Here is a 24,597-nt window from a genome sequence, read left to right as displayed (position 1 = left end):
GATCACTCCACGCCATCGCTCGCCAGCCTGGGCTGGACCGAACTTTTCGGCGACCAGCTCGAGCCCGGCGAAGCCAATCTTGTCCCGACGCGGATCGCCACCGTCCACCGCGATCGCCTGACCGGCCTGTCCCAGGCAGGGCCGGTCGACCTGACGCTGCCGGCGCAGGCGAACACCGGTGACTATGCCGTCGGCGACTGGGTTCTGGTCGATGGGCATGAACACCTTGTGAAGCGCCGCCTGACCCGCAAGACGGTGCTGGAACGCCGCACCCAGGGCGGTGGCAGGGTGCCGCAGCTTGCCGCGGCCAATGTCGACACGCTGTTCATCGTCACCTCGTGCAATGCCGACTTCAATCCCGCCCGGCTCGAGCGCTATCTGGCGCTGGCCAACGAGGCCGGAACGACGCCGGTGATCCTGCTGACCAAGGCCGATACCGCTGAAGACGCCGAGACCTACCAGAAGCAAGCTGCGGCGTTGCAGCGTGGATTGCCGGTGGTAATGCTGAACCCCCGCACATCGGATGCGGCAACCGTCCTGGCTGCCTGGTGCGGTGTCGGCCAGACGGTGGCGCTGATCGGCTCCTCCGGCGTCGGCAAATCGACGCTGGTCAACACGCTGGCCGGATCGGCGCAGCAATCGCCGCAACAGACCGGGGGCATCCGCGAGCACGATTCCAAGGGACGCCACACCACCACGTCGCGATCGCTGCATTCCATCGCCGGCGGTGGCTGGGTGATCGACACGCCGGGCATGCGGACGCTGCAGGTCAGCGATGTCGGCTACGGCATCGACACGCTGTTTGCCGAAATCACCGAGCTTGCACCGCTCTGCAAGTTCCGCGACTGCACGCATGTGCACGAGCCGGGTTGCGCGGTTCAGGCTGCCTTGAAGGCGGGGACGCTCGACCCGGAGCGCCTTGCCCGCTGGCGAAAACTGTCCGACGAGAACCAGAACAACACGCCGGTCCAGAGCGGGCCTCGCGGAGCCAAGACTTCCGGCGGTCGCGGAAAGAGGCGCTGAACGGCGAGGACTGAGGACTTCAGAGCTGCGCCGTGCCGAAAACGCGATCCCAGAATGCCGAAGTCACACCGAAATTGGCCGTTTCGTCGATGTGGTGATGCACCGCATGACGGCGCTTGAGCGTGTAGAGATAGCTCGGATGCGCCGGGTGCCAGTGATGGATCATGTGGTGGATGCTGATGTACCACAGATATCCCAGCATCAACCCGCAGCTCACCGCGCTCGCCGTGGCGAAATCTGAGACCACCCAAACGGGCACAAACGCGACCAGCGCATGCACGCCGAGACTGAGCCAGGTTGGCGTGCCCACAGAACTGCGTTCCTCGACATGGTGACGGTCGTGCAGGTCCTTGACGTAAGGAATATGGTGAAGAGCGAACCTGTGCAGCACATACTCGATCAGCGTCCAGAGGCCGAGACAGGCGAGGACAGTGCCGATCCAGCCTGGCGCACTCTCTTCGCCAGCCTCGAGCAGCCCGGCCACTGCCAGCACGGCGATCACCAGCGGATACACCACGAAGTCGCTATAGTAGCCAATAAGACCGAGTTGCATCGTCACCTAGCCTTCGAGCCGCCAAATAAGCGATGGTATCAGATTGCCGGACTCGCGACCGAGGTGCAATGCAGACGCGCCTGACATAGCGTCGCAATCCCCTAGTGCAAGGTTCGCATCAACGATTCAAGGACCATCGGCAGGCTGCCGGCTTCGCAAATGGACGTACAAAAATGGCAAAACGCAGTGCGGGATTGCTGATCTATCGCCGCAGCGATGGCGATCTTAGGGTGTTGCTGGTTCACCCGGGCGGGCCGTTCTGGGCGAAGAAGGACGATGGCGCCTGGTCGATACCGAAGGGTCTCGTCGGCGAGGACGAGGATGAGTTGACGGCAGCGCAACGCGAGACCGAGGAAGAGCTCGGCGTCAAGGTCGACGGCACCTTCGCGCGGCTTGGCGACTACAAACAACCCGGTGGCAAGGTTGTCACGGCCTGGTCCGTCGAGGCGCGCATCGACATCGATGTGGCTGCCATCAAAAGCAACATGTTCACCATGGAATGGCCGCCAAGGTCGGGATCCCTGAAGGAATTTCCGGAGGTCGACAGAGCGGGCTGGTTCACTTTGGCCGAGGCGGAGGTGAAAATCCTCAAGGGGCAGCGCCCGATGCTTTTGGATTTTGCCAGGCAGCAAGGCGCCGGATGATCCGCAGCCCTCAATAGGGCAGGCCGACATAGTTCTCGGCGAGCGCGGTCGATGCGGCACGCGACTGCACGAGATAGTCGAGCTCGGCCTCCTGGATGCGCTGGCCGAACTCGCCGGTGTCGGGAAAACGGTGCAGCATCGTCGTCATCCACCAGGAAAAGCGAACCGCCTTCCAGACCCGTGCCAGCGCCTTGCCGGAATAGGCGTCGATGCCAACAGATGATTTCTCGATGTAGAAGTCGCGAAAACCGGCGAAGAGATAGCGCACGTCGCTGGCGGCGAGGTTGAGGCCCTTGGCGCCGGTCGGCGGCACGATGTGGGCGGCGTCCCCGACCAGGAACAGCCTGCCGAAACGCATCGGCTCGGCGACGAAAGAGCGCAGCGGCGCGATCGACTTTTCAAAGGATGGTCCGGTAACGACGCTTGCCGCGGTCTGCTCCGGCAAGCGGCGGCGCAACTCGTCCCAGAAGCGATCGTCCGGCCAGGCTTCGACGCGATCGTCCTGCGGACACTGCACATAATAGCGGCTGCGATGCGTCGAGCGCATCGAGCACAGGGCAAAACCCCGCTCGTGATTGGCGTAGACCAGTTCGTGATCGGCCGGCGGCACTTCGGCCAGCACGCCGAGCCAGCCGAACGGATACTGCCGCTCGAAGATTTTCAGCGCACGCTCGGGCACCGATTTGCGGCTGACGCCGTGATAGCCGTCACAGCCGGCAATGAAGTCGCAATTGATGCGATGCGTGACCCCGTCCTTGTCATAGGTCGCGAAAGGTGCGGCGCCGTCGAAATCGTGCAACGCGACATTTGCCGCCTCGTAGATCGTGGTCAGTCCGTCCGCATCGCGCTTGTCCATCAAATCGTGCGTCACCTCGGTCTGGCCATAGACGGTGACATGCCTGCCGCCGGTTAGTGCCTCGAGGTCGATGCGGTGCAGGCGTCCGTCGAAGGCGAGCGAGATGCCGGAATGCGGCAGTCCTTCGGCATGCAGCCTTGCCGCCGCGCCAGCCTGTTCCAGCAATTCGACGGTGCCCTGTTCGAGCACCCCTGCCCGCACACGGCCAAGCACGTGCTCGCGGCTCGCGCGTTCCAGAATGACCGTCTCGACGCCGATGCCGGCCAGAAGCTGCCCAAGCAGCAGGCCGGACGGTCCGGACCCGACGATGACGATTTGCGTGCGCATCAGTGGCCGAGACTTTCGACCTGTGCGGTCAGCTCAGCGGCAAGGCGGAGCGACGCGGCCGTCGCGATGACCATTTGCGGCAGCAATAGCCATTCCAGCGTCCAGGCAGCGCCCGAGCGCTCCTGCTCATGCACGAGCGCGTGATGCATGCCCGCAAGCTGCGTGGCGTTGAAGCGGGCAAGCGCCACCAGCGCTTCGGCCTTCACCGGGTTCTGCTTGTGCGGCATGGCCGAAGAGCCGCCGCCGCCGGAAAGCTCGATCTCGGTTCCACCTTGCGCCATCAGCGCGATGTCCTGGCCGAATTTGCCGAGGCTGCCTGATAGCAGCGACATCAGGCCGGCGAAATCGGCGAGTGCGTCACGCTGGTTCTGCCAATGCGGTGCGTCGCCAAGGCCGAGCTTTGCGGCCAGTGCTGCGCGCACCGCCGGACCTTTGTCGCCTAGCTTTTCCAGCGTGCCGGCGGCACCGCCGAACTGCACCACCAGCAGACGCCTCGACTGTTCCGACAATCTTTCCTGATGCCGTTGCAGTGGCGCCCGCCACGTCCTGACGCGATCGGCCACTTTGATCGGAATGGCTGGCTGCATGCGCGTCATTCCCTTCAGCGCCCTGCCGCCAAACCGCTCTTCGAGCGAGACGAGCCGTATAATGGTCTCGGTCAGGAGCAGGCCGAGATGCTCGACGATGGACTTCAGCCGAAACACCAGGCCGGTATCGATGACATCGTGGCTGGTTGCGCCGAGATGCACTTTGTCGCCATGCGGTTCGCCGACCGCCGCCCTGATCTGGCGTACCAGTTCCGGCACAATGACGCCGTCTTTGGCGACGGCAGCCCGCAGCAAGGCGGTGTCGGGCCGGAATGTGGCAAGTGCGGCCACGATCGCGGCGGCATCATCCTTGGTGATAATCCCGTTTTCAGCTTCCGCTTGCGCCAGCGCCCGCTCGAAGGCAAGCATCGCCTCGATTTCCGCCTCGACGGAAAAACGCCGGTTCGCCTCCTCGTCGCCGAGAAGAGCGGAGAGCAGTGGATGGTCGAAGGGCGATACGGTCATATCCTGCTCCTCCTGACCATCAGCTGTCGAAGAAGACCGTTTCCTTCTCCCCCTGGAGATGGATGTCGAAAACATAAATATCGCCGTTGCGCTCGGCGATCAGCGTCGGCACGCGGACGCGGTGCTCGATGCGCGCCAGGATCGCATCCCCGGCATTGGCCTTTTCCTCATCGGAAAAATACAGGCGTGTGTGCAGGCCGAGATTGATGCCGCGCGCGACAATCCAGAGGGTGATGTGCGGGGCCATCAGGCTTCCGTCCCTGAACGGCACGCGGCCCGGCTTGATCGTCTCGAACGTGCACAGACCGGTGTCCATGTCGGTCGGGCAACGGCCCCAGCCGAAAAAGTTCGGATCGGCCGCGCCGCGCAGTTCAGCCGGCGAATTGTAGAGCCCATCCGCATCTGCCTGCCAGATCTCGATCAGCGCATCCTTGAGCGGCGTGCCGGTACCGTCGAGCACCCGGATGCGCAGGCCGATGCGCTCCCCCTTGGTCTTGTCGTTGACCATGGTCGCACCAAGGTCGGTCGCATAGACGCCGCCGATGCCGCAGAAATTGGGCGTCAGCCCGATATGGACATAAGGTCCGGCGGTCTGCGAGGGGCTTTCCCTGAGCCGGTCGAGCGACTGGGCCATCAATTGCCCTCCAGCCTGTTTTCGAACAGCGACGCGCGGCGCCCGCGCAGCACGATGTCGAACTTGTAGGCGCGCGCGTCGAAGGGGATCGTCGCCTGCATGTCGAGCGTGGCGATCAGCGTTTCGACGGCGGCCTTATCGGGGATGCCGCGCACGATCGGGCAGTGCCAGATCAGCGGATCACCCTCGAAATACATCTGCGTGATCAGCCGCTGCGCAAAGCCGTGGCCGAAGACCGAGAAATGGATGTGCGAGGGCCGCCAGTCGTTCGGCCCGTTCGGCCAGGGATAGGGGCCGGGCTTGACGGTGCGAAAGGCGTAGCCGCCATCCTCGCCTGTTATGGCGCGCCCGCAGCCGCCAAAGTTCGGGTCGAGCGGCGCCAGATAGCCGTCCTTCTTGTGGCGGTAGCGGCCGCCGGCATTGGCCTGCCAGAATTCGAGCAGCGCGCCGGGTACGCCAACACCGCGTTCGTCGAGCACCCGGCCATGGACGATGATGCGCTCGCCGAGCGCGCTCTCGCCGGGCCTGGCGAAATTGTGGATCAGGTCGGCGTCGAGTTTGCCGAGCATGGCGTGACCGAAGACCGGACCTGCAATCTCCGACAGCGTGTTGTCGAACGGCAGCGGCGCCTTCTGCGGCGAGCGCAGCACGGAGGTCTTGTAATTCGGTGTCAGAACAGGCGGATGCCAGGTCCGGTCACGCTGGAAGAAGGCGCCGGTCTCGGGCCTCCGGTTCGAGCCGGACTCAGCGGTCATTCTGGCTTCCGTCCATTTCCGAAAACACGTCCTTGGCAATTTTGAAGGCACGGTTGGCGGCCGGCACGCCGGCATAGATGGCGACATGCAGGAACGCCTCGCAGATATCGTCGCGCGAGGCACCGGTGTTGACGGTGGCGCGCACATGCATAGCAACCTCCTCATCATGGCCGAGTGCGGCCAGCAGCGCCAGCGTGACGATCGAACGCTCACGCCTGGTCAAGCCCGGCCGCGCCCACACGGTTCCCCAGGCGGCCTCGGTGATCAACTCCTGGAAAGGCTGGTCGAAATCGGTGGCGGCGACCTCGGCGCGGTCGACATGGCGGTCACCAAGCACCGAGCGCCGCACCGCGAGGCCGGTGCGATATCTGACTGCATCGCCGGAGACTTCATCCATGGGTTTCTGCTCCAGGGGCAAGCGACGAGATAAAACTGCGGATCAGGGCGGTGAGCGCTTCAGGCTGTTCGACGCAAGGAATGTGTCCAGCGTCGCGGATGATTTCGAAGCGCGCGCCGGGGATCAGCGCGGCCAGCGAGCGGACGAGATCGGGAGGTGTCGAGCCATCCTGGTCGCCGGCGACGCAGAGCGTCGGCACCGCGATGCGGCGTGCAGCATCGGTGAAATCGGCATCGCGAACGGCCGCGCAAGTCCCAATGTAACCTGCAAGCGCTTGCCTCGTCATCATGTTCCAGTAACCGTCGAGCTCGGCCTGACGCGCCGCGTGGAAGGCGGGGGTGAACCACACTTTGAGCACGCCATCGGCAATCGCCTGGATGCCCTTGCTTTCGACAGTCGCGATGCGTGTGTTCCAGCTGTCTGTCGTGCCGATCTTGTGTGCCGTATCGCAAAGGATCAGGCCTTCGACGATTTCAGGCCGCCTGGCATAGAGCCCCTGCGCGATCATGCCGCCGACCGACAGGCCGCACAGCACGACCTTGCTCAAGCCGAAATGATCGATGAGCGCCGAGAGGTCATCGACGTGATCGTCGATCGACCTGATGTCGCCGATGTCGGACAGTCCGTGGCCGCGCTTGTCATACACCAGCAGCGGCATTTCACCATCGAACGTCGAGACAATTTCGTCCCAGATCCGGAAGTCGGTGCCGAGCGAATTGATGAATATGATTGGGCGCGCATTGCCGGTCGCCTTGATGTGGCGATGGTGCAGCGTGATGCCGCCGATGGTGACGAATGGCACGGTTTCGATCCTCCGCCCCCACATTGCACAAGGCGTTTGGTTCGGTAAAATGATATTTTGCGGCGTTTCATTAACTCAGGGGTTATCGAATCCATGTCCGAGAGCCGCATTCGGTTCCGTCACCTGCAGGCATTCCTGGAAGTTGCGCGGCAGGGGAGCGTGGCGCGAGCGGCTGACTTGCTGCATGTCAGCCCGCCGGCCGTGACCAAGACATTGCGCGAACTGGAAGAGGCGCTGGGGGTTGCGGTGGTGGAGCGCGACGGCCGCGGCATCCGACTGACGCGCATCGGCGAGATCTTCCTTCGCCACGCCGCCACGGCGATCACGGCGCTCAAGCAAGGCGTCGATTCCGTCCGCCAGGACGGAGCGGTCAACCGGCACCCGATCCGCATCGGCGCGCTGCCGACGGTGTCGGCGCGGGTGATGCCGCTTGCCATGAGCCTGTTCCTCAAAGAGAGCACCGGTGCGGCGATCAAGATCGTCACCGGCGAGAACGCGGTGCTGCTCGAACAGTTGCGCACCGGCGCGCTCGATCTCGTCGTCGGACGGTTGGCGGCGCCGGAGAACATGACCGGCTTCTTCTTCGAGCATCTCTACTCCGAACAGGTGCTGTTCGTGGTGCGGGCGCGACATCCGCTGCTTGAGCCCGGACAGGACGTGTTCGCGCGGCTCGACGAGTTCCCGGCGCTGATGCCGACACGGGAATCGGTCATCCGCCCTTTCGTCGACCGCCTGTTCATCACCAGCGGCATGACGGCGCCGGCAACCGAGATCGAAACCGTCTCGGACTCCTTCGGCCGCGCCTTCCTGCGGCAGAGCGATGCGGTTTGGATCATTTCGGCCGGCGTCGTCGCCAATGAACTCGGCAGTGGCGCCTTCGTCGCCCTGCCGGTCAACACCGAGGAAACCAAGGGACCGGTCGGCCTGACGATGCGGACCGACACGGCGCCCTCGCCGGCCTTCTCCATCCTGTTGCAGACCATCCGCGAAGCGGCGAGGCAAAGCAGTTGATGCGGCTCAGACTGGCGATCAGATCTCCCGCGAAGGCGTGAAGCGAACGCTTGCGGACCGCATGTGCCCGGGCGCCAGTACGATACAGCCGGCCTCGATGCCCGTGTCAGCCCTGCGGTTGAAGGCATCGGTGATGTTGCTGACCGGTTCGGCGCAAAAGAACGGCTCGCCGGGCGGCGTGTAGAGGACAAGGAAATCGAGTGGCGCCTCGGCCTCGATGTCCAGTTGCCGTCCATGCTCCGGCCAGGAGATCCGGGCGCGGCGCGACCATCCGGTGAAGACCGTGTCGAAGTCCGTCTCCGACACGTCGAAGCCCGTGGTCGGGTTGGAGCCTGCAGGCGGCAGGACGTGCCGGGTGGGCAGGATTTCCGCGTCGGTCTCCCACATGCCGGACACCCGCGCCTGGACATGCGTCCACGGTGTCGATGGGAAATAGGGATGCAGGCCGAGCCCGGCCGGCATCGGCGCGTCCGACAGGTTGCGCAGCGAGATGGCGGTGATCAGGCTGCCATCGACCAGCGAGATCTCTTGCCTTGCCTCATAGCTCCACGGCCAGGAATCGGCGGCATGGCGATAGGATAGGACGGTGGCGCTGGCTTCGTGCCGCACGACGGTCCATGGCCGACGCCAGCCATGGCCATGCTCATGATGTGGATCGTCCGGGCTGGTCGGCAGTTCGACGGTGCGGCCTGCGAATGCGAAGCGGCCGTGCCTTATGCGATTGGAATAGGGAACCAGCGGGAAGCAGGCCATGGCGCCGGCATCGCGGCCGTCGATCGCCGCCTGATCCGCAGGGCGCAGCCAATCCACGACGGATCCGTTTTGCCGCCAGCGATACGACGCCAGCGCGCCGCCGGCGGCCGGCGCGATCTCCACGGTCGCAATGCCGTCGCTGATCGAGATCAGCCCTTGGTGCTGCTCGGCAACGGCAGCGGAATTCTTTGTCATCGGCACTCCCCCATCCCTTGACTCCAATCGCAATGCCGATAAGACATATCATATGAATAGTATGAAGAATAACAAATCTTTCAGTATGGCGCGTACGTCGAGAGTCGCGGTGGCGGTTTCCAGCGGCTCCACCGCTCTGCATGCGACCGTCGTCGAGCAAATCGGATTGCGCATCGTTCAAGGCGATTTCCTACCCGGCGAGGCACTGCCCAATGCCGACGATTCAAGCGAGATGCTGGGGGTCAGCCGCACGGTGCTGCGCGAGGCGATCAAGGTGTTGGCGGGCAAGGGGCTGGTCGAATCGCGGCCGAAGACCGGCACAAGGGTGCGTCCTCGTGCCGACTGGAATTTCCTCGACCCGGACGTCCTGTCATGGCGCTATGCCAGCGGTGTCAGCGCCGACGATGTCCGGGCGCTGTTCGAATTGCGCAGGGCCATCGAGCCGATGTCGGCAGCGCTTGCGGCCCAGCGCGCCACGCCAGCGCAGATCGCCGAGATCAATGCAGCTCTGGTCGAAATGGAGGCGGTGGTCGACGACGGCGACCGCTTCGCCAAGCCTGACCTTTTGTTCCACCAGACCATACTGCGCATGACCGGCAATGAGCTGATCGGCTCGCTGGCGGCACTGGTCGAAACCGCATTGGTGACGAGCTTTCGTCTTTCCAACGACAATCCGGAAGGGCAGCGCCCCTCATTGCCGCTGCACCGGGAAGTCGCCGAAAAGATCGCCGCCGGCGACGCGACCGGCGCACAAAAGGCGCTGCTGGTCCTCATCGACAATGCTGAGGAGGACGTGCGCCGCAGTGTCGAGAACCGCAACAAGCGCCGCCAGAATCGGGAGCTGGCATCGTGAGCGAGAACAAACGCAAGCTACGGTCCGAGGCCTGGTTCGGCGGTGAGGGCAAGAACGCCTTCATGCACCGCAGCTGGATGAAGAACCAGGGCATTCCCGCCGACGCTTTCGACGGCCGCCCGGTGATCGGCATCTGCAACACCTGGTCGGAATTGACCCCGTGCAATGCCCACCTGCGGGCGCTGGCCGATCACGTCAAGCGCGGCGTCTATGAAGCCGGCGGCCTGCCGCTCGAATTTCCGGTGATGTCGCTGGGCGAGAGCAACATGCGCCCCACCGCCATGCTGTTTCGCAACCTGGTCAGCATGGATGTCGAGGAGTCCATCCGCGGCAATCCGATCGATGGCGTCATCCTGCTGGTCGGTTGCGACAAGACCACACCGGCGCTGCTGATGGGCGCCGCATCGTGCAACCTGCCGACCATCGCCGTTTCCGGCGGGCCGATGCTCAACGGCAAGTTCCGCGGACACGATATCGGCTCGGGCACCCATGTCTGGAAATTCGCCGAGGAGGTTAAAGCCGGCCGCATGCCGGTTGCCGACTTTCTCGCCGCCGAGCAGGGCCAAAGCCGATCGGCGGGCAGCTGCATGACGATGGGCACAGCCTCGACCATGGCCAGCATGGTCGAAGCGCTCGGCATCGGCATGCCGGACAACGCCGCGATCCCGGCGGTGGATTCGCGCCGTGGCGTGCTCGCCCAGATGGCCGGACGCCAGATCGTCGATCTGGTGCGCAGGGACGTGACGATCGCGGAGATCCTCACCAGGCAAGCGTTCGAGAACGCCATTCGCGTCAACGGCGCGATCGGTGGCTCGACCAATGCGGTGCTGCATCTGATCGCCATCGCCAACCGGATCGGTGTCGATCTCAGCCTCGAAGACTGGGACCGCCTAGGTCGTGACGTTCCAACCATTGTCGATTTGATGCCGTCGGGCCGGTTCCTGATGGAAGATTTCTACTACGCCGGGGGGCTAGCTGCGGTCATGGCGTCGCTTGATGAAGTGGGGCTTCTTCATCGCGACGCCATGACCGTCAGCGCCAAGACCATCGGTGAATTGATCGACGGCGCGCCCAACTACAACAGCGAAGTGATCCGCCCAATGAGCGAGCCGCTGACCAAGGAAGGGGGCATCTCCATCCTGCGCGGCAATCTGGCGCCTGACGGCGCGGTCATCAAGCCGTCCGCGGCAACGCCCGAGCTGATGCAGCATCGCGGCAAGGCGGTGGTGTTCGAAAACATCGAGCATTACTACGCCCGCATCGACGATCCGGAGTTGGACATCGACGCCACCTCGGTGATGGTGCTGAAGAACTGCGGGCCGCGCGGTTATCCCGGAATGGCCGAGGTCGGCAACATGCCGCTGCCGGCCAAACTGCTCAAGCTAGGCATCTCCGACATGGTGCGCATTTCGGACGCGCGCATGAGCGGCACCGCCTACGGCACCGTGGTTCTGCATGTGGCGCCGGAAGCAGCCGCAGGCGGCGCGCTGGCGCTGGTGCGCGACGGCGACCTCATCGAGCTCGACGTCGCCGGCCGCCGGTTGGAACTTTTGGTGTCGGAAGAGGAGCTCGCCATCCGCCGGCGTGACTGGAAGCCGCCGGCGTCGCCGGAGGGCGGCTACCAGAGCCTTTATGTCGAGCGCGTGCTGCAGGCCGACAAGGGCTGCGATTTCGACTTTCTCGTCGGCCGGCGCGATGCCGGCATTCCTCGGCATTCGCACTAGAGAGGCGCGCGATGACGGATGAAATCGGCTACGCGATCTATCCAAGCCTCAAGGGCCGCAGCGTCTTCATAACAGGCGGCGGCAGCGGCATCGGCGAAAGCCTGGTGCGCCATTTCTGCGCCCAGGGCAGCCGCGTCGCCTTCGTCGACATGGCCGAAGAACCATCCCAACGTCTGGTCGACGCGATTGCGGCCGACGGACATGCCGCGCCGCTGTTCATTCCATGCGACCTGCGCAACGTCGAAGAGTTGCAGGCGGCAACCGTGCAGGCAATGCAGCACAATGGCCCCATCCAGGCGCTGTGCAACAATGCCGGCAATGACGACCGCCACCAGACCAAGGATGTGACGGTTGCCTATTGGGACGACCGCATGGCGGTCAATCTGCGCCACCAGTTTTTCGCGGCGCAGGCAGTGCGTCCGCAGATGAGCGCGCAGGGCGGCGGCTCGATCATCAACTTCGGCTCCATCACCTGGATGGTCGGCGATCCGGATTGCCCAGCCTATGTCACCGCGAAAGCGGCTGTTTACGGCATGACGCGGGCGCTGGCCCGCGAGCTTGGCCCTGAGCGCATCCGCGTCAACTGCATGGTGCCGGGCTGGGTGATGACCGAGCGCCAGATTCGCCTGTGGCTGGACCCGGCCGGCGAACGCCAGATCGCGGAAAGGCAGTGCCTGCCCGACCGGCTGCAACCCTCCGATATCGCGCGCATGGCGCTGTTCCTCGCCGCCGACGACAGCCGCATGTGCACAAGCCAGCAGTTCATCGTCGATGCGGGCTGGGTGTGACCCGTACGGCTTCAAAGGAAGAAGGTTAGTTCATGCGTCTTGTTCAGTTCAGAATGGCCGACGGCAGCAGAGGGGTTGGCCGTGTCTGCGATGACGGCAATCATCTGCACCCTCTCGAGAAGACCAGCAGCGTGCTGGAGCTGGCCGAAGCGGCAATTGCCCAGGGCACGTCGATCGCAGCGCTGGTCGAGAAGCGGACCGGCACAGCGAAAATCGACTACGACCAACTGTTGCGCGATGGGCAGGTGCTCGCTCCGGTCGACCATCCCGAACCGGCGCGCTTCCTGGTCACCGGCACCGGCCTCACCCACACCGGAAGTGCCGCCGCGCGCAACCAGATGCATGTTCTGACCCATGGCGAAGGTGCCGACGAATCCGATTCCTTGAAAATCTTCCGCATGGGACTGGAGGGCGGCAAGCCTGGCGCCGGCAAGATCGGGATTCAGCCAGAGTGGTTCTTCAAGGGCGTCGGCACCTGCGTTGTCCCGCCCGGCGCGCCGCTGCCGATGCCGGCATTCGCGAAAGCCGGTGCAGAGGAAGCCGAGATCGTCGGGCTTTATGTCAATGGACCCGATGGCCATCCCTATCGCATCGGCTATGCGCTCGGAAACGAATATTCCGACCACGTGACGGAGGGCGAGAACTACCTTTATCTCGCCCATTCCAAGCTGCGCTCCTGCTCGATCGGTCCGGAACTGCTGATCGGTGACCTGCCCGAAGAAGTGCGCGGCCATTCGCGCATCCTGCGCGACGGCACTGTTATCTGGGAGCAGGAGTTCCTGTCGGGTGAAGCGCACATGTCGCACTCGATCGCCAATCTCGAACACTTCCATTTCCGCTACCCGATGCACCGCAGGGCGGGCGACCTGCACGCCTATTTCTTCGGCGCGGCGGTGATGAGCTACGCCTCCGGCGTCAAGACGGCTTCCGGCGACGAGTATGAAATCCAGGCACAGACGTTCGGCAAGCCACTGCGCAACCGGATGGTGTCGGTGCCGGACGAGGGACTGGTCGCTGTTACCCAGCTGTGACGGCGCAGGCCCGAAAATTACGGTCCACCAGAACGATAATGGGAGATTAAAAATGGGACTGAAGAAAGCGTTTCTAAGACTAGCGACAATCGGGCTCAGCATCGGCCTGATGACATCGGCGGCGCTCGCCGCGAACCTTCGGGTACTGGCCTGGGACGGCTACGCCGATGCCGACTGGGTCAAGGATTTCACCGCCGCGACCGGCATCGGCGTCGATGTCGTCTTCATCGGCAGCGACGACGAGATCTGGGCCAAGATCAAGGGCAGCGAGGGCCAGGACTTCGACGTCTTTGCTGTCAACACCGCCCAGTTGCAGCGCTACATCAAGGCTGACCTGGTGTCGCCGATCGACGTCACCAAGCTCGCCAACCAGAAAGACGTGCTGCCGCGCTTCCGCGACCTGACGGCGGTCAGCGGCGTGACCAAGGACGGCAAGGTCTACGGCATTCCGTTCTGCTTCGACTCCATCGGCCTGATCTACGACACCGACAAGGTCAAGCCGGCGCCGACCTCGATGTCGGTTCTGTGGGACCCGGCCTACAAGGGCAAGGTGCTGGCGTATGATAATGGCGAGCACAATTTCTCGTTCACCGCACTGACGCTCGGCTACAAGGATCCGTTCAACCTCAATGAAGAGCAGATGGCTGCAGTCAAGGCCAAGCTGGTCGAACTCAAGCGCAACGTGCTCAGCTTCTACACCACCGCCGACGAGGCGCAGCAGATCTACCAGAACAATGATGTGGCCCTGATCTGGGCCAATTACGGCCAGCAGCAGGTCAAGGCGCTGCAGAAGATCGGCGCCCATGTCGCCTACGTCAATCCGAGCGAGGGCGCGCTTGCCTGGCTCGACAACTGGGTCATCTCCAAGGGTGTCCGTGATAATGCGGCAGCCGAGAAATGGATTGATTTCATGCTGAGCAAGAAGGTCGGCGGCGAGCTTTCCGAGCGCACCGGCTTCGGCAACACGGTGACGGAAACCGGCAGCGCCGGCGGCAACGACAAGCTGGTCTGGCTCAACAATGTCGAGGACCCGCTCAAGCGTTCGGACATGTGGAACGAGGTCAAGGCAACGCCCTGATCTTTCCGCACCATGCCTTCGAAGGACCCGGCGGTCCGGAGTTCCGGACCGCCGAAGCGTATGCGAGAGTATTTCATGAACCAGAACACCGACCTCTTGACGCTGCGGTCCGTCTCGAAATCCTACGGCACGGTCCCCGTGCTGCACGACATCGACCTGTCGATCAAGGACGGTGAGTTCCTCACCGTTCTTGGACCCTCCGGCTCCGGCAAGACCACGGTGCTGCGGCTGATCGGCGGGCTGGAACCGCTGACGTCGGGCGAGATACGCCTGGATGGGCAAGACATCAGCCGCATGCCGATCAACCGGCGGCCGTTCAACACCGTGTTTCAGGACTATGCGCTGTTCCCGCACCTGACCGTTTCCGGCAATGTCGGCTACGGGCTTTCGGTTCGCCATGTCCAGCGCAAGGAAATCGCGCGCCGAGTCGCGGAGGCGCTGGAACTGGTCCAGCTCGGGCGTTTCGCCGACCGCTTTCCGGCGCAGCTCTCCGGCGGCCAGCGCCAGCGCGTCGCACTCGCCCGTGCGCTGATCTGCCAGCCGCGCCTGATCCTGCTCGATGAGCCGCTCGCCGCACTCGACCTCGAACTGCGCCGGCAGATGCAGGTGTTCCTAAAGTCCATCCAGCGCGAAATCAGGACCACCTTCCTGTTCGTCACCCATGACCAGGAAGAAGCCATCGGCATGGCCGATCGGATTTGCGTCATGGAGGCCGGCCATATCCGCCAGCTCGGCACGCCGCACGACCTTTACTACAGACCGGATTGCGAATTCGTCGCGCGTTTCTTCGGCGAGAACAATCTGGTGGCCGGGAAACTCGGACCGGTCCAGGGCGAGCTGCGATCGATCGAGACGGCGCTCGGGCGCCTCATCTGTTCGATCAGCGACCAGCCGCATTTGAAAGCCGCAGCGGAAGGCGCCAGCGCTTACGCCGCGTTCCGTCCAGAAGCCTTGCACCTTGCGGATGCAAAGGACACCGACAACCGTTTTTCCGGCACGATCTCCGATCTGGCCTTTGCCGGCTCGTCGACCGTCGCCACCATCGCGGCCGGCGCCGACAATGCCGCGCAACGCTTGCGGCTGCGCGTGCCGAGCCGCGTCGACGGCAGCGCGCTCAGATCCGGCGAGGCCGTATCGCTTTCCTTTGCGCCGCATGAAGGCCATCTGGTGCTGGCATGAGCAAAGCAGGATCGACGCTGCCTGCGGAAAAACGGCTGTCGCTGCTGGTGACGGTGCTGGCGTTTGCCTTGCCAGTGGTCTTCGTCCTGGTGCCGCTGGCGATCTTCCTCGGCTACAGCTTCTTCAGCGTCGACCAGGGCACGATCGTCTACGGCTTGTCGCTGGGCAACTATGTCAGGTTCTTTACCGATCCGGTCTTTCTGCCGGTGTTCTGGAACACCATCGTGCTTTGCGTATCGGTGGCCATCATCTGCATCCTGCTCGCCTATCCCGCCGCCTATTTCCTGACGATGCTGAAAGGCCGTTGGCGCTACGCCTTGCTGATGCTGCTCTTGGTGCCGCTGCTGATGAGCTACGTCATCAAGATCTATGCCATCCGCAGCATCCTCGGCCTCAACGGTTTCCTCAACAAGGCACTGGTGGCGCTCGGCATTCTGCAGGAACCGTCGACGCTTTTCGTGTTCAACATGAACGCCATCCTTTTGACGCTGACCCTGCTCCTGATCCCCTTCGCCATCCTGCCGATCTTCCTGTCGCTGGAGCGGATTCCGCAAGTGCTGCTGCGCGCATCCGACGATCTCGGCGCGAGCGGCTTGCAGACCTTCCTGCGCATCACCTTGCCGCTCAGCCTGCCCGGCGTCGCTTCGGCGGCGAGCTTCGTCTTCGTGCTGGCGATCGGCGATTTCCTGACGCCGCAGATGGTCGGCGGGATCAGCGGCTTCACCTTCGGCCGCATCCTCTACAGCCAGTTCGGCACGGCCTATAACTGGCCGTTCGGCGCGGCGCTGTCGGTGGCGCTGGCCGTCGTGGTGATCGCCGCAATCCTCATCGGCGAACGCTTTGGCCGCAACCCGGGGACTTCGGTATGAGCGCCCTGCCCCGACTGTCCACGATCTTTCTGGCCGCGATCACGACACTGGTTGCGGTCCTGCTCTACAGCCCGCTGTTCGTGCCGATCGTGTCGTCGTTCTTCACCATTTCGCATGGCTCCGTCGACTGGTCGTCGCCGACGCTTGCGACCTATGTGGCGCTGGCTGAAAACCACGACATATTGGCCGCTCTGCGCACGACGCTGATCGTCGGCGTCTGCACCGTCATCCTGTCGGTGGTCAGCGGAACGCTGCTGGCGCTCTATTATCATGGGCGCCGTTCCGGACGCTCGCTGCTGCAGTTCATCATCTTCCTGCCGTTCCTGATGCCGCCGATCATCAGCGGCCTGGCGCTGCTGATCTTCTTCCGCGAGATCGGCCTCGAACGCTCGCTGCTGACGGTCGTTATCGGCCATACGGTTTTCGTGTTGGCGATAGTCTACCGCACGGTACTGATGCGGCTGCAGTCGATGAGCCGCACGCTGGTTGAAGCGTCCTACGATCTCGGTGCCACGGGCTGGCAGACCTTCTGGCGCATCATCCTGCCGAACCTGTCGAGCGCCATGGTCGGCGGCGCCATCCTGGCCTTCGCCCTGTCATTCGACGAGACCATGATCACCATCCTGGTCACTGGCACGCAAAGCACGCTGCCGGTCAGGCTGTGGGCGATGATGCGGCTTGGCTTCTCACCCGATATCAATGCGCTGGTGGCGCTGATCCTGATGTTCACCGTGCTGCTCTGCGTGCTCGCCGCCCGCTTTCTCATCCCCAGGCAAGTTGCGACGGAACGGACGTGAGTGCCGGGCAAGAGCGCCGCAATGAGGCAGCCATATTCTTGGTCCGGCATCGATGCTGACATAATCGATGCCGGACCAAACGGAATGATGCTTACTGAAGCTTGGCCTGCAAGACGTTGACATCGTCGGTGGTCATTTCACCGTCCGTCGCTACCTTGCCGTCGACGATCTTCCACAGCCGGAACGGGCCTGTGATGTCGCCATATTTATCGAAGGCGACCGGGCCGATGACGCCTTCGTAGCGGATCGGCTTGCCGTCCTTGATCAGGCCGAGCGCCTTGGCGAACTCTTCCTTGCCAGCAAAGATCGGCGTGCCGGCCGGATCGACCGCCTTGTACATCGCGTCCTTGATCTTGGCCGGGTCCTCGGAGCCGGCAATGGCGATGGCGAGGCCAACAATCGCGCCGGCGTCATAGGAACGGTCGGCTGCCGGATTGGTCGGTTCGATGCCGGAGAATTCCTTATAGTTCTTGGTGAAATACTCCGTCGAGGCCGTCGGGCTGGTGCCGGACGACGTGCCGTAGGCTTCCTTCAGATAATCGGCGCCGACGGATTCGATGAAGTCCGGGCTGTTCATGCCGTCATTGAGCAGGAATTTCTGCACGCCGCCCTGCGAGATCCAGGTGCGGGCGACCGTGGCGCCGTCGACCGGTGTGCTGACGAGGTAGAGACCGTCCGGTTCACCGGCCATTGCCGCGGTGACTTCGGAGGCATAGCTCGACTGCTTTTCATTGTAAGGCGTGTCGGAGACGATGGTGCCGCCGAGCGCTTTGTAGGCACGCGAGAATTCGGCCACCATGTTGACGCCGAAATCGTTGTTGACGTGGATGATCGACAGCTTCTTGAAACCCTTGTCGATGGCATATTTGGCGGCGGCGACACCCTGCAGCGCATCCGAGGTGATGGTGCGGAAGAAGATGCCGTTGGTCTTGCCGTCGCGGCCGAGCGCCGTCAGAGTCGGCGAGGATGACGCTGGCGAGACCTGGACGATCTTGGCTGGCGCGGTCACCGAGGTCAGGATCGGGATCGACACCGACGAGATGATGCCGCCGATGATGACCGGCACTTTCTTGACCTGCACAAGCTGAGTGGCGGCGTCGACGGCGATGTTGCCCTGGCTCTGGCTGTCGCGCGTGTCGGTGACGAGATCGCAGCCGCGCACCCCGCCGGCTCCGTTGATGTCGCGGAAGGCCATCTCGACCGACTTGGCGCCGGCCTGGCCGTATTCACCGGCCGGGCCGGTCAGCTCCATGACGAGGCCGACGGTGATCTTGCAATCGGCGGCCTGCGCAGCACCCGCCATCGTGACGAGGGCCAGCGCTGTGGTGAGTTGGAGTATCGTCTTTGTCATTGTTGTTCCCCTTTCGTTACTCGACTGTATTTGAGTTCTGGAGCTTGTTCAGCGTTCCGGCACCTGCAGCCAGGTTTCATGCAGATGTCGCCATTCGACGCCGTTGGGCGCCGATGAACTGGTCGTGAAGACGGCGCTCGATTGACGGCGGCTGTGCTTGCCTGCGCGCAGCTGCGCTTCGACATAGAGGACGACGATGGTATCCGCGTCCTGCCAGCCGGGCCGGATGTCCTCGATCGAAATGGCGAAACCATCGTCGCAGGAAGCACGGCTTGCGCGGACATGGTCGACGACCGCTTCGCGATCGAGGATCTGCCCGTCCGGCGCCACCATGCTGAGGTCCTTGCCCATGGCGCGTTCGAAGCGGCCGAAGTCCACCGTGTTGGCTCGCGCGGCGACGAACCAGTCGACGAAGAAGCGGTGCAGGTCGATGATTTCGGCGCTGGCGCGTGAAAACAGGGAGGGTTCGCCGCTCATTTCTTCCCCGCATTGAGGTTGTAATGCATGATCGAACCGTGGCGGCCGCGGCGGTCGCGTTCCAGCGTGTAGACGTCACCTTCGAGGCCGGTGCCTTGCGCGATGACGGCCGCAATCCGCTCCCGGTCCTCGGCGTGGAGCGCAACGTCCATGATTTTCGCATTGGCAATGGCGTGGGCCTGGTTGCGGGCGCCGACGATGACCGCCGCCACTTGCGGCTGCTCCAGCACCCAGGCGCTGGCGATGGTGGCGACGTCAACGCCGTGGCGGTCGCCAACGGCCTTCAGCGCTTGCAGCAGGTGCTGGAACAGCTCCCAGCCGCCAAAATCGTCGATGATCAGCTTGTACTTGACCAGCGAGCGGTTTTCGAGCGGCGTGGCGGGCTCGGCCGCACCGAGCCATTTGTTGCTGAGGAAGCCGCCGGCGACTGAACCATAGCAGAGGAAGCTGACGCCGTTCTGTTTTGCGAGCGCGGCCAGGCTGCTGCCCGGGCGCTGGTCGAGCACGGAATATTGCAGTTGCTGGCTGACCAGCGGGATGCCGGCAGCGAGTATCTCGGCGAGCCTTGGCGTGTCGAAATTGGTGGTGCCGAGATTTCGCACCTTGCCCTCCAACCGAAGCTCGTTGAGCCAGCCCATGGCATCGACATAGCGCGGCTGTTCATAGTCCCACCAATGGAACTGCACGAGATCGAGCCGCTCGGTCTTCAGCCGCCGCAATGACTGGTCGATGATGCCCCTGATGTAGTCACGGCTGATACTGGCCAGCCGTTCGAGGTCGGGCACCAGCTTGGTGTGCACCTTCATCCGGGCCGCGACGTCGAGGCCGCGCTCGCTGGCCAGCCGCAGGCGCGCGGCACCGATCAACTCCTCGACGCCGGTGTAGATGTCGGCGCAGTCATAGGTCCAGATGCCGGCATCGAACGTGGCGATCAGATCGGCCACCGCCTGGCTGCGGTCAATGGCGCCGTGGCCGCCAGCCAGCTGCCAGCCGCCGCGAATGACGCGCGAGATGGTGTAGCCGGGGCCGAGTTCGAAGGTCTTGGCGGTCATCTAAGGTCATCCTCTTTCGGCAGCGGCACCGCCGTCGTCTCGGCGTGGCTGAACCGCCGCTTGGCGGCCCTGACGATCCGCAGCCGGCTGCCGCAATTGGGATCGGGACAAGCGATCTCGGCGTCCGAGGTCATCCAGTCGTTCGGGTGGGTTGGGCGCTGCTTGGCTGCCAGCAGCGGCAACACGGCGGCGATCGAATAGATCGAAAAAACCTGCCCTGCCGGCATCGACAGCATCTCGCCCTTGAGCTCGAAATAATCGCCTTCCTTGGCGCCGCAATAGATAGGTTTGTCCTTGGGGATGATGGCCTCGACGCGAAGGTCGAACAGCTCGAAACTGTCGTCGGCCATGTCAGGCCTCCATCAGGCTGAAGGTGACATCGCAGGCGCCGTTGCGGCGGATGACACCGCACGCGGCGGCGAACCGGTCACGCTCTTCGACGCGCACCTGCGCCACCACACTGCCGGCCAGCCAGCCTATCGGGAACAAGAGCCGCGCGCCCTGCCCGTAGTAGAGGCCAATGTCGAAGATCGCATTGGGATTGCCGCCCCACATGCGTGGCGGCACGTAGGACAGTACGATGTCGCCCGGCTGCGGGTTCAGCGTCGCGTTCTCGGCCGGCAACGGTTTTGCATAGGCCTGGCCCTCGAGGTCGGTTGATGGAACCGGACAGGAAATCTCAGGCCCCGTCCACATCGCATGGATGCCCGGAACAACGCGTGGCGTGCCGAGGTAGGCCAAGAGGAAGGCAGCGTTTTCCGGCGCCTTCTCGGGCAGCAGCAATGCCGTTACGGAAAGCTGCGAGCGCGGCTCGGTGATCCTGATGGCGGTCATGTCTGGTCTTTCGCGGCGGCGGCCTGCAACTTGCTGCGCAGGAAGGTGAAGGGTCGGCTGATGTCGGCGACCAGCGACTCGCGCGCCGCCTGCGCATCCTGCGTGGACAGCGCCGTGACGATGCGGCGGTGATATTGGGCGGTGTCGACCTCGCCGGCTTCCGAGAAGGCGTAGATGGCGACACGAATGCAGGGACCCGATTGCAGCCACAGGCTCTCGATCATCGGGATCAGCACGGCCGAACCGCAGGAGCGGTAAATCTCGAAATGAAAGCTCTGGTTGAGCGTCACTTCGCGGTCGACGTCCTTCTTGTGTTTCAAAGCCCGCATCTCGTCCCATTCGGCGAGGATGGTTTCGATGGTGGCGATCTGGCGCGGACCCATGCGGGCGGCGGCCAGCGCGATCGCCTCGCCCTCGATCAGGATGCGAGCCCGCAGGAGATCGTCGAGGCGTTCCAGCGTGATCGGCGGCACGCGCACCGAACGGTTGGGCAGCGCCTCCAGCGCCTTTTCCGTGATCAGCCGGCCGAGCGCCTCGCGCACCGGCATGGTCGAGGTGACCAAGGCGTCAGCCAGGCCACGGATGGTCAGCACCTGGCTCGGTTCGAACAGGCCGCCAATCAGGGCGCGGCGCAGCTCGGAATAAACGCGGTCCTGCACGGTCTCGCGGCCGACCGGCGCAAGCTGGGCCGCGATCACCTCGTTGTTCTTTTCGATGGCAGCCTTTTGCATGGAATTCCGTTCGTGGCCGGTTTTCGGCTTGCGGAGGAAATTAAAGCCGAATAGCGTGATCAACGCAAGTGTGATCACAAATCATAATCAGGAGGCGGCAGCGATCGTCTTCGGCCAGAGGGTTTGATGAGCGAGGCAACCAAACGGCAAGGGGAAACCCGCGCGCCGGTTCTGACGGCAAGGAATGTCGTCAGGCGGTTCGGCGGCCTTGTCGCGGTCAACGACGTCTCGTTTAACGTCAAAGCGGGCGAAATCCTCGGCCTCATCGGCCCCAACGGCGCCGGCAAGACGACGATGTTCGACCTGCTTGCCGGCAGCATATTGCCGACCAGCGGCGAAATCCTTCTCAACGGCGCGCGCGTCTCGGGCGAAGCAGCACATCTGCGCATCGGACGCGGTCTCGGCCGCACGTTTCAGATACCGCGCCCGCTGCCCAACCTGACGCTGATCGAAAACATCATGCTGGCGGCACAGGGTCAGGCCGGCGAAAAGCTGCTTGCCAATTTCGTCACGCCATGGCGCGTCGCCGCGCAGGAAAGGGCCGCCAGGACAAAGGCGCTTGAACTGCTGGAACTGGTCGCCCTCGCCCATCTCGCGCATGAGCCGGCGCGCGTGCTTTCCGGCGGCCAGCGCAAGCTGCTCGAACTCGCCCGCGTGATGATGGCCGATCCGGCGATCATCTTGCTCGACGAACCGGCGGCCGGCGTCAACGCGACGCTGCTCGAAGTCATCATCGACCGCATCCGCGACATCAATGCGCGCGGTATCACCTTCCTGCTGATCGAGCATAATATCGACATGGTGACGCGGCTCTGCCATCGCGTCCTCGTCATGGCGAGCGGCCAGTTGCTCAGCGAAGGCACGGCCGAAGAGGTCGCTCGCGACCCGCGCGTCATCGAGGCCTATCTCGGAGGCGCGGCATGAGCGAGATCGTTCTCGATGTCCGCGACCTCGAAGCCGGCTACGAGCCCGGCGTGCCGATCGTGCGCGGCGCCTCGATCACCGTCGCCAAGGGCGAGATCGTCGTGGTGCTCGGCCCCAACGGCGCCGGCAAGTCTAGCTTCATCAAGGCCATCGCCGGCCTCGTCCCGATCACCGGCGGCACAGTATTTCTGGACGGGAAGGACATCACTGCCGCGCCGGCCCACACCATGGTGCGCCTCGGGCTGGCCTTCGTGCCGCAGACCGAAAACATCTTCCCACTGATGTCGGTCGAGGACAATCTCAGAGTTGCTTGCGGCATCCTTGAGCGGCGCGAGATTCCTGCGCGCATCGAGGAGATGTATGCCGCCTTCCCCGATCTCGTCCGCCAGCGCCGCACCGCCGCCGGCAACCTCTCGGGCGGACAACGGCAGATGCTCGCCGTTGCGCGGGCGCTGATCGTCCACCCCAAGGTGCTGGTGCTAGACGAGCCGTCGGCCGGCCTGTCGCCGAAATTCGTCTCGATGGTGTTCGAGATGCTGGCAAACATCCGCAAGTCCGGCGTCACCATCCTGCTCGTCGAACAGAATGCCAAGGCAGCGCTCGCCATCGGCGACCGCGCCTATGTGCTGGTCGAAGGCAAAGACCGGCACGAGGGCATTGCCTCCGAGCTGTGGAACGATCCGGTGGTCGCCGAACTCTATCTCGGCCAGCGCCCCCGCAAGTCCGGCACAGGAGGTGGGGCATGAGCTTGCAATTTGTCGTCGACGGATTGCTGACGGGTTCGATGATCGGCCTGGGCGCCATCGGCGTGACGCTTACCTATTCGATCCTGCGCTTCTCGAACTTTGCCCATGGCGACTTCATGGCCTGGGGCACCTATGCGACGCTGGCCGTCGTCAGCGCCATCGGCGCGACAGTCGGCAAGGTGGCACCGATCGCACCGCTGTCCTTCGGCTGGCCGCTGATTGTCGCGCTGGTCGTCGGCATGGCGTTCACCGCTTTGCTGGCGCTGCTGCTCGACAAGGTGCTGTTTTCGCGGCTGCGCTCGCAAGGCCAGGCGATCATCGTGGTGATGGCGAGCTTCGGTGCCTCGATGGCGCTGAGAAGCCTGCTCGAATTCACCTTCACCTCGCGGCCGACCTATTTCAGCCGGGCGATCCAGATCGCCATGCCGGTCGGCTTCGGCATCCGCATCACATCAGACCAGATCGCGCTTTTGCTGCTGACCGCGGTGCTGGTGCTCGCCGTGCATCTGTTGATGACGCGCACGCAGACCGGCCGCTCGATGCAGGCCCTGAGCCAGAACGCGGCACTGGCCCGCATCGTCGGCATCGACGTCGCCAGCGTGGTGCGCGTCACCTGGGTCATCGGCGGGGCGCTGGCCTGCGTGGCCGGCGTGATGATCGGCATCCTGGTGCAGATCCGCCCGTTCATGGGCTTCGACATGCTATTGCCGATGTTTGCCGCCGCCATTCTCGGCGGCATCGGCAGCATCCCCGGCGCCGTGCTCGGCGGCCTGATCATCGGGCTCGCCGAGGCCGGTGCCGTGCAGCTGATCGGCGCCGAATGGCGCGCCGCCGTCTCCTTCATCATCCTGATGGCGGTGCTGTTCGTGCGGCCGATCGGCCTGTTTGGTGTGAGGGAACGCTGATGGATCTGATCGGCTACGGCGCCTTCTTCCTGACCACCGCGCTGATCTTTTCGCTGGTCACGCTGGGGCTCAATTTGCAGTGGGGCCTGACCGGCCTGTTCAATGTCGGCCTTGCCGGCTTCGTCGCCATCGGCGCCTACACCTCGGCATTGCTGACCACTCCCGACGACGCCGCGCGGCTGGGTGGCCTTGGCCTGCCGATCGTTGTCGGCTGGGCGGGCGCCATGGTCGTCGGCGGCATTGCCGCGGCGTTAAC

Annotated in this window: 28 protein-coding genes and 1 pseudogene; 15 read left to right on the top strand and 14 right to left on the bottom strand. The window is 63.9% G+C overall.

What is annotated here, in order from left to right:
• On the top strand, positions 1–1,023 hold a 1,023-nt coding region (rsgA, locus tag EN932_RS07205; RefSeq protein WP_245483262.1), incomplete at its 5' end, for a ribosome small subunit-dependent GTPase A.
• A 19-nt stretch (positions 1,024–1,042) separates the two neighbouring features.
• On the opposite strand, the gene EN932_RS07200 is transcribed toward rsgA, so the two are convergent.
• Positions 1,043–1,576, bottom strand: a complete 534-nt coding sequence (locus tag EN932_RS07200) for a sterol desaturase family protein (protein ID WP_027163878.1) — start codon at positions 1,574–1,576, stop codon at positions 1,043–1,045.
• Between the two features lie 173 nt (positions 1,577–1,749).
• Between EN932_RS07200 and EN932_RS07195 the strand changes: the two genes are divergently transcribed.
• Complete coding sequence (locus tag EN932_RS07195; protein WP_127369460.1) at positions 1,750–2,220, top strand: NUDIX domain-containing protein; 471 nt, start codon at positions 1,750–1,752, stop codon at positions 2,218–2,220.
• A 10-nt stretch (positions 2,221–2,230) separates the two neighbouring features.
• On the opposite strand, the gene pobA is transcribed toward EN932_RS07195, so the two are convergent.
• From pobA to pcaD, 6 genes are read right to left on the bottom strand one after another with little or no spacing between them, the layout of a single operon-like run.
• Positions 2,231–3,403: a 4-hydroxybenzoate 3-monooxygenase gene (gene pobA / locus EN932_RS07190; RefSeq protein WP_127369461.1), complete on the bottom strand. Its 1,173-nt coding sequence runs from the start codon at positions 3,401–3,403 to the stop codon at positions 2,231–2,233.
• A complete protein-coding gene (locus tag EN932_RS07185; protein ID WP_127384967.1) occupies positions 3,403–4,455 on the bottom strand; it encodes a 3-carboxy-cis,cis-muconate cycloisomerase in 1,053 nt (350 codons plus the stop codon). The genes pobA and EN932_RS07185 overlap by 1 nt, the downstream gene beginning before the upstream one ends.
• 19 nt (positions 4,456–4,474) lie before the next feature.
• Positions 4,475–5,089, bottom strand: a complete 615-nt coding sequence (gene pcaG / locus EN932_RS07180) for a protocatechuate 3,4-dioxygenase subunit alpha (protein ID WP_013532961.1) — start codon at positions 5,087–5,089, stop codon at positions 4,475–4,477.
• Positions 5,089–5,844 (bottom strand): protocatechuate 3,4-dioxygenase subunit beta, encoded by a 756-nt coding sequence (pcaH, locus tag EN932_RS07175; protein WP_013532962.1) that lies wholly within the window; start codon positions 5,842–5,844, stop codon positions 5,089–5,091. The genes pcaG and pcaH overlap by 1 nt, the downstream gene beginning before the upstream one ends.
• Positions 5,834–6,241 (bottom strand): 4-carboxymuconolactone decarboxylase, encoded by a 408-nt coding sequence (pcaC, locus tag EN932_RS07170; RefSeq protein WP_127369970.1) that lies wholly within the window; start codon positions 6,239–6,241, stop codon positions 5,834–5,836. Before pcaC ends, pcaH begins: the two co-directional genes overlap by 11 nt.
• Positions 6,234–7,043 carry a 3-oxoadipate enol-lactonase gene (gene pcaD / locus EN932_RS07165; protein ID WP_127369971.1) on the bottom strand — a complete coding sequence of 270 codons (810 nt, stop codon included), beginning with the start codon at positions 7,041–7,043 and terminating at the stop codon, positions 6,234–6,236. The genes pcaC and pcaD overlap by 8 nt, the downstream gene beginning before the upstream one ends.
• 93 nt (positions 7,044–7,136) lie before the next feature.
• On the opposite strand from pcaD, the gene pcaQ reads away from it, so the two are divergent.
• The gene (pcaQ, locus tag EN932_RS07160; RefSeq protein WP_127384966.1) at positions 7,137–8,054 is read left to right on the top strand and encodes a pca operon transcription factor PcaQ; all 918 of its coding nucleotides are present in this window, start codon (positions 7,137–7,139) and stop codon (positions 8,052–8,054) included.
• A gap of 18 nt (positions 8,055–8,072) precedes the next feature.
• On the opposite strand, the gene EN932_RS07155 is transcribed toward pcaQ, so the two are convergent.
• Positions 8,073–9,002, bottom strand: a complete 930-nt coding sequence (locus tag EN932_RS07155; protein WP_064995067.1) for an aldose 1-epimerase — start codon at positions 9,000–9,002, stop codon at positions 8,073–8,075.
• 109 nt (positions 9,003–9,111) lie between these two features.
• Between EN932_RS07155 and EN932_RS07150 the strand changes: the two genes are divergently transcribed.
• The 8 genes from EN932_RS07150 (at position 9,112) to EN932_RS07115 (ending at position 17,321) form a co-directional block, all read left to right on the top strand.
• Positions 9,112–9,855, top strand: a complete 744-nt coding sequence (locus EN932_RS07150) for a FadR/GntR family transcriptional regulator (RefSeq protein WP_013532967.1) — start codon at positions 9,112–9,114, stop codon at positions 9,853–9,855.
• The gene (locus EN932_RS07145; protein WP_127384965.1) at positions 9,852–11,579 is read left to right on the top strand and encodes an IlvD/Edd family dehydratase; all 1,728 of its coding nucleotides are present in this window, start codon (positions 9,852–9,854) and stop codon (positions 11,577–11,579) included. The genes EN932_RS07150 and EN932_RS07145 overlap by 4 nt, the downstream gene beginning before the upstream one ends.
• Positions 11,580–11,590: 11 nt before the next feature.
• Positions 11,591–12,367 (top strand): SDR family oxidoreductase, encoded by a 777-nt coding sequence (locus EN932_RS07140; RefSeq protein ID WP_127369526.1) that lies wholly within the window; start codon positions 11,591–11,593, stop codon positions 12,365–12,367.
• Between the two features lie 32 nt (positions 12,368–12,399).
• Positions 12,400–13,398, top strand: coding sequence for an AraD1 family protein (araD1, locus tag EN932_RS07135; protein WP_127369527.1), 999 nt, complete (start codon positions 12,400–12,402; stop codon positions 13,396–13,398).
• Between the two features lie 52 nt (positions 13,399–13,450).
• Positions 13,451–14,476 (top strand): ABC transporter substrate-binding protein, encoded by a 1,026-nt coding sequence (locus EN932_RS07130; protein WP_127367184.1) that lies wholly within the window; start codon positions 13,451–13,453, stop codon positions 14,474–14,476.
• A 75-nt stretch (positions 14,477–14,551) separates the two neighbouring features.
• Positions 14,552–15,655: an ABC transporter ATP-binding protein gene (locus EN932_RS07125; RefSeq protein WP_024502540.1), complete on the top strand. Its 1,104-nt coding sequence runs from the start codon at positions 14,552–14,554 to the stop codon at positions 15,653–15,655.
• The gene (locus tag EN932_RS07120; protein WP_127369877.1) at positions 15,652–16,524 is read left to right on the top strand and encodes an ABC transporter permease; all 873 of its coding nucleotides are present in this window, start codon (positions 15,652–15,654) and stop codon (positions 16,522–16,524) included. Before EN932_RS07125 ends, EN932_RS07120 begins: the two co-directional genes overlap by 4 nt.
• Positions 16,521–17,321: an ABC transporter permease gene (locus tag EN932_RS07115; protein ID WP_063171580.1), complete on the top strand. Its 801-nt coding sequence runs from the start codon at positions 16,521–16,523 to the stop codon at positions 17,319–17,321. The genes EN932_RS07120 and EN932_RS07115 overlap by 4 nt, the downstream gene beginning before the upstream one ends.
• 91 nt (positions 17,322–17,412) lie before the next feature.
• Here EN932_RS07115 and EN932_RS07110 read toward each other — a convergent pair whose 3' ends face one another.
• The 6 genes from EN932_RS07110 to EN932_RS07085 are packed head-to-tail and all read right to left on the bottom strand — an operon-like array spanning position 17,413 to position 21,766.
• On the bottom strand, positions 17,413–18,672 hold the full coding sequence (locus EN932_RS07110) for an ABC transporter substrate-binding protein (RefSeq protein ID WP_127369302.1): 1,260 nt from the start codon (positions 18,670–18,672) through the stop codon (positions 17,413–17,415).
• A 48-nt stretch (positions 18,673–18,720) separates the two neighbouring features.
• A complete protein-coding gene (locus EN932_RS07105) occupies positions 18,721–19,149 on the bottom strand; it encodes a DUF4440 domain-containing protein (RefSeq protein WP_064995060.1) in 429 nt (142 codons plus the stop codon).
• The gene (locus EN932_RS07100; RefSeq protein WP_127369301.1) at positions 19,146–20,201 is read right to left on the bottom strand and encodes an aldo/keto reductase; all 1,056 of its coding nucleotides are present in this window, start codon (positions 20,199–20,201) and stop codon (positions 19,146–19,148) included. The genes EN932_RS07105 and EN932_RS07100 overlap by 4 nt, the downstream gene beginning before the upstream one ends.
• Positions 20,198–20,551 carry a TIGR04076 family protein gene (locus tag EN932_RS07095; protein ID WP_127369300.1) on the bottom strand — a complete coding sequence of 118 codons (354 nt, stop codon included), beginning with the start codon at positions 20,549–20,551 and terminating at the stop codon, positions 20,198–20,200. The genes EN932_RS07100 and EN932_RS07095 overlap by 4 nt, the downstream gene beginning before the upstream one ends.
• Before the next feature lies 1 nt (position 20,552).
• Entirely contained in the window at positions 20,553–21,035 is a 483-nt protein-coding gene (locus EN932_RS07090) for a DUF3830 family protein (protein ID WP_127369299.1), read from the bottom strand.
• Positions 21,032–21,766 carry a GntR family transcriptional regulator gene (locus tag EN932_RS07085; protein WP_024502532.1) on the bottom strand — a complete coding sequence of 245 codons (735 nt, stop codon included), beginning with the start codon at positions 21,764–21,766 and terminating at the stop codon, positions 21,032–21,034. Before EN932_RS07085 ends, EN932_RS07090 begins: the two co-directional genes overlap by 4 nt.
• Positions 21,767–21,892: 126 nt before the next feature.
• On the opposite strand from EN932_RS07085, the gene EN932_RS07080 reads away from it, so the two are divergent.
• From EN932_RS07080 to EN932_RS07065, 4 genes and pseudogenes are all read left to right on the top strand, one after another.
• Positions 21,893–22,690 (top strand): ABC transporter ATP-binding protein, encoded by a 798-nt coding sequence (locus EN932_RS07080; RefSeq protein ID WP_013532981.1) that lies wholly within the window; start codon positions 21,893–21,895, stop codon positions 22,688–22,690.
• On the top strand, positions 22,687–23,436 hold the full coding sequence (locus tag EN932_RS07075) for an ABC transporter ATP-binding protein (protein ID WP_063171575.1): 750 nt from the start codon (positions 22,687–22,689) through the stop codon (positions 23,434–23,436). The genes EN932_RS07080 and EN932_RS07075 overlap by 4 nt, the downstream gene beginning before the upstream one ends.
• Positions 23,433–24,341, top strand: a complete 909-nt coding sequence (locus EN932_RS07070) for a branched-chain amino acid ABC transporter permease (RefSeq protein WP_013532983.1) — start codon at positions 23,433–23,435, stop codon at positions 24,339–24,341. The genes EN932_RS07075 and EN932_RS07070 overlap by 4 nt, the downstream gene beginning before the upstream one ends.
• A pseudogene (locus EN932_RS07065) lies at positions 24,338–24,597 on the top strand (branched-chain amino acid ABC transporter permease); the annotation flags it as partial. The gene EN932_RS07070 and the pseudogene EN932_RS07065, both read left to right, overlap by 4 nt.

It is taken from the genome of Mesorhizobium sp. M7A.F.Ca.US.002.01.1.1, assembly GCF_004022955.1.
GTDB lineage: Bacteria > Pseudomonadota > Alphaproteobacteria > Rhizobiales > Rhizobiaceae > Mesorhizobium > Mesorhizobium ciceri.
This window is presented reverse-complemented; position numbering and strand designations above follow the sequence as displayed.

Coding starts and splice junctions, on each gene's coding strand:
- EN932_RS07200 (WP_027163878.1), bottom strand. CDS start 1,576: ATGCAACTCGGTCTTATTGGCTACTATAGCGACTTCGTGGTGTATCCG.
- EN932_RS07195 (WP_127369460.1), top strand. CDS start 1,750: ATGGCAAAACGCAGTGCGGGATTGCTGATCTATCGCCGCAGCGATGGC.
- pobA (WP_127369461.1), bottom strand. CDS start 3,403: ATGCGCACGCAAATCGTCATCGTCGGGTCCGGACCGTCCGGCCTGCTG.
- EN932_RS07185 (WP_127384967.1), bottom strand. CDS start 4,455: ATGACCGTATCGCCCTTCGACCATCCACTGCTCTCCGCTCTTCTCGGC.
- pcaG (WP_013532961.1), bottom strand. CDS start 5,089: ATGGCCCAGTCGCTCGACCGGCTCAGGGAAAGCCCCTCGCAGACCGCC.
- pcaH (WP_013532962.1), bottom strand. CDS start 5,844: ATGACCGCTGAGTCCGGCTCGAACCGGAGGCCCGAGACCGGCGCCTTC.
- pcaC (WP_127369970.1), bottom strand. CDS start 6,241: ATGGATGAAGTCTCCGGCGATGCAGTCAGATATCGCACCGGCCTCGCG.
- pcaQ (WP_127384966.1), top strand. CDS start 7,137: ATGTCCGAGAGCCGCATTCGGTTCCGTCACCTGCAGGCATTCCTGGAA.
- EN932_RS07155 (WP_064995067.1), bottom strand. CDS start 9,002: ATGACAAAGAATTCCGCTGCCGTTGCCGAGCAGCACCAAGGGCTGATC.
- EN932_RS07140 (WP_127369526.1), top strand. CDS start 11,591: ATGACGGATGAAATCGGCTACGCGATCTATCCAAGCCTCAAGGGCCGC.
- araD1 (WP_127369527.1), top strand. CDS start 12,400: ATGCGTCTTGTTCAGTTCAGAATGGCCGACGGCAGCAGAGGGGTTGGC.
- EN932_RS07130 (WP_127367184.1), top strand. CDS start 13,451: ATGGGACTGAAGAAAGCGTTTCTAAGACTAGCGACAATCGGGCTCAGC.
- EN932_RS07125 (WP_024502540.1), top strand. CDS start 14,552: ATGAACCAGAACACCGACCTCTTGACGCTGCGGTCCGTCTCGAAATCC.
- EN932_RS07120 (WP_127369877.1), top strand. CDS start 15,652: ATGAGCAAAGCAGGATCGACGCTGCCTGCGGAAAAACGGCTGTCGCTG.
- EN932_RS07115 (WP_063171580.1), top strand. CDS start 16,521: ATGAGCGCCCTGCCCCGACTGTCCACGATCTTTCTGGCCGCGATCACG.
- EN932_RS07110 (WP_127369302.1), bottom strand. CDS start 18,672: ATGACAAAGACGATACTCCAACTCACCACAGCGCTGGCCCTCGTCACG.
- EN932_RS07105 (WP_064995060.1), bottom strand. CDS start 19,149: ATGAGCGGCGAACCCTCCCTGTTTTCACGCGCCAGCGCCGAAATCATC.
- EN932_RS07100 (WP_127369301.1), bottom strand. CDS start 20,201: ATGACCGCCAAGACCTTCGAACTCGGCCCCGGCTACACCATCTCGCGC.
- EN932_RS07095 (WP_127369300.1), bottom strand. CDS start 20,551: ATGGCCGACGACAGTTTCGAGCTGTTCGACCTTCGCGTCGAGGCCATC.
- EN932_RS07090 (WP_127369299.1), bottom strand. CDS start 21,035: ATGACCGCCATCAGGATCACCGAGCCGCGCTCGCAGCTTTCCGTAACG.
- EN932_RS07085 (WP_024502532.1), bottom strand. CDS start 21,766: ATGCAAAAGGCTGCCATCGAAAAGAACAACGAGGTGATCGCGGCCCAG.
- EN932_RS07080 (WP_013532981.1), top strand. CDS start 21,893: ATGAGCGAGGCAACCAAACGGCAAGGGGAAACCCGCGCGCCGGTTCTG.
- EN932_RS07075 (WP_063171575.1), top strand. CDS start 22,687: ATGAGCGAGATCGTTCTCGATGTCCGCGACCTCGAAGCCGGCTACGAG.
- EN932_RS07070 (WP_013532983.1), top strand. CDS start 23,433: ATGAGCTTGCAATTTGTCGTCGACGGATTGCTGACGGGTTCGATGATC.